Below are 1,612 nucleotides of genomic sequence, written 5' to 3' on the forward strand. Positions count from 1 at the left end.
ACGGCATTGCCGCGCCAGCAGCCGATCTCCAGCGCCGCCGCGCCACGCGCCAGCCGTTCGCGGCTCTGGCCCAGCCGGCAGAGCGGATGGGCGAAGAGCGGCACGAGCGTGGCCGGCGCCATCTGCGCCAGCGCCGCATCCAGGATCAGTCGCAGCAGCGATCCCGCCGGCCAGCGCCCCAGCGGTTGCCCGGCGGAATCGTCGACCTCGACGCCCCAGCGCGCGAGCTCCACGGCGACGCGTTCGGCAAGGCCGCGATCGGGCGTGACGAGCGCCGCCCGCGCCTGCGGCTGCTCCAGCGTCTCGCGCAGGGCGATGGCGACGGTCAGCGCCTCCTCGCGCTCGTCTGCGGTCTCGACGATGCGCAGGCCGGCGAAACCCTCTTCCGGCTCGCCGGCGGCAATGCGCTGGCCGAGGCTCGCCCAGAGTTCCGTCACCGAAGCCGGCAGCATCGCCTCGCGCAGCAGATCGCCCCGTGCGTGGCGTGCGTCGTCGGCCGCCGCCAATTCGCGGACGTCGGCTCGCTCGGCTCCGATCGTTTCCATGAGATGGTGCAGGGCCGCCTGCGGGTGCGAGGGCGCGGGCTCCCTGCCGATGGCGCCCCAGGCCTGCTCGTCCAGCCCGAGATCGATGCCGGGCAGGATGACCGCGCCGTTGGGTAGCCTCGCGATGGCCGAGAGCAGCCGCGCGGTGGCCGGGACGGTGCCGGTCGAGCCTGCCGCGATGATCGGCCCCCTCGCCTCTCCGGCAAGCAGGCGCTCGCGTTCGGCCGCCAGCATTCGGTTGCGGAACTCGGCCGGATCGGCCGCGCCCTGATCGGCGAGAATCTCGGGCCAGGCCTCCCCGAGAATCGCGAGAAAGCTGGCATTGAGCTGCCAGACCCTGTCGAAGCGGGCAGCATCGAGCGTGGCAAGCCTCTCGACCGGGACGCCCTCGGTCTGCATCTGGTCGAGCAGGGCGGCGAGATCGCCGGCGAGCCCGTAAGCCTCGGCGAGTGTCGCCGGCACCAGCGACGGTTCGGACGGGTCGAGCCTGAGATGGCTGCGGTTGGCGGTGCGGCCCCAGGCATCCACGAGCCGCGTCAGCAGCATCCGGCGCTGCAGCGGCTCGATCGGGGCGAGCCGCTCGCCGGTCCAGCCGCCCGAGCCGATCAGCGCCGTTTCCGCCTCGTCGACATCGCCGAGCGGGACGATGCGCGGCAACAGGAGCGGCTTGCCTCCGAGCTTTTCGGCCAGGATCGCGGTGAAGGCGCGGGCGGCGCGGCGTGTCGGCAGATAGAGCGTGGCCCGGGCCATCGCCGCCGGATCGGCGGGATCGTGGATCGGCCCCAGCCGCCCGTCCAGCATCGCCTGCGCCAACACCTCCAGAAACGGCGCGCCGGCGGGAATGCTGTACAGCTTGAGCTCAGGCATCGACCGGCTGTGCCGCAAAGGCGGCTTCTGCGGGAGCGATCGCTTCGGGCGTGCCGACATGCAGCCAGCGCCCTTCCAGCACCTCGCCGAACAGGCGCCCGCGGGCGATGGCGCGGTCGAAGAGCAGGTTGAGCGAGAACGGTCCTTCAGGCGTCTCGGCGAAGAGCTCCGGCCTCAGGATGGCAACGCCGGCATAGACC

At 72.6% G+C, this 1,612-nt stretch carries 1 protein-coding gene and 1 pseudogene; both read right to left on the reverse strand.

The window, feature by feature from the left end; all coding sequences use genetic code 11:
- On the reverse strand, positions 1-1,412 hold a 1,412-nt coding region (locus ACIPIA_RS15815), incomplete at its 3' end, for a PD-(D/E)XK nuclease family protein (RefSeq protein ID WP_465246966.1).
- A pseudogene (locus ACIPIA_RS15820) lies at positions 1,405-1,612 on the reverse strand (nucleotidyltransferase family protein); the annotation flags it as partial. The gene ACIPIA_RS15815 and the pseudogene ACIPIA_RS15820, both read right to left, overlap by 8 nt.

Source organism: Allobosea sp. CER48, from assembly GCF_044752385.1.
GTDB lineage: Bacteria > Pseudomonadota > Alphaproteobacteria > Rhizobiales > Beijerinckiaceae > Allobosea.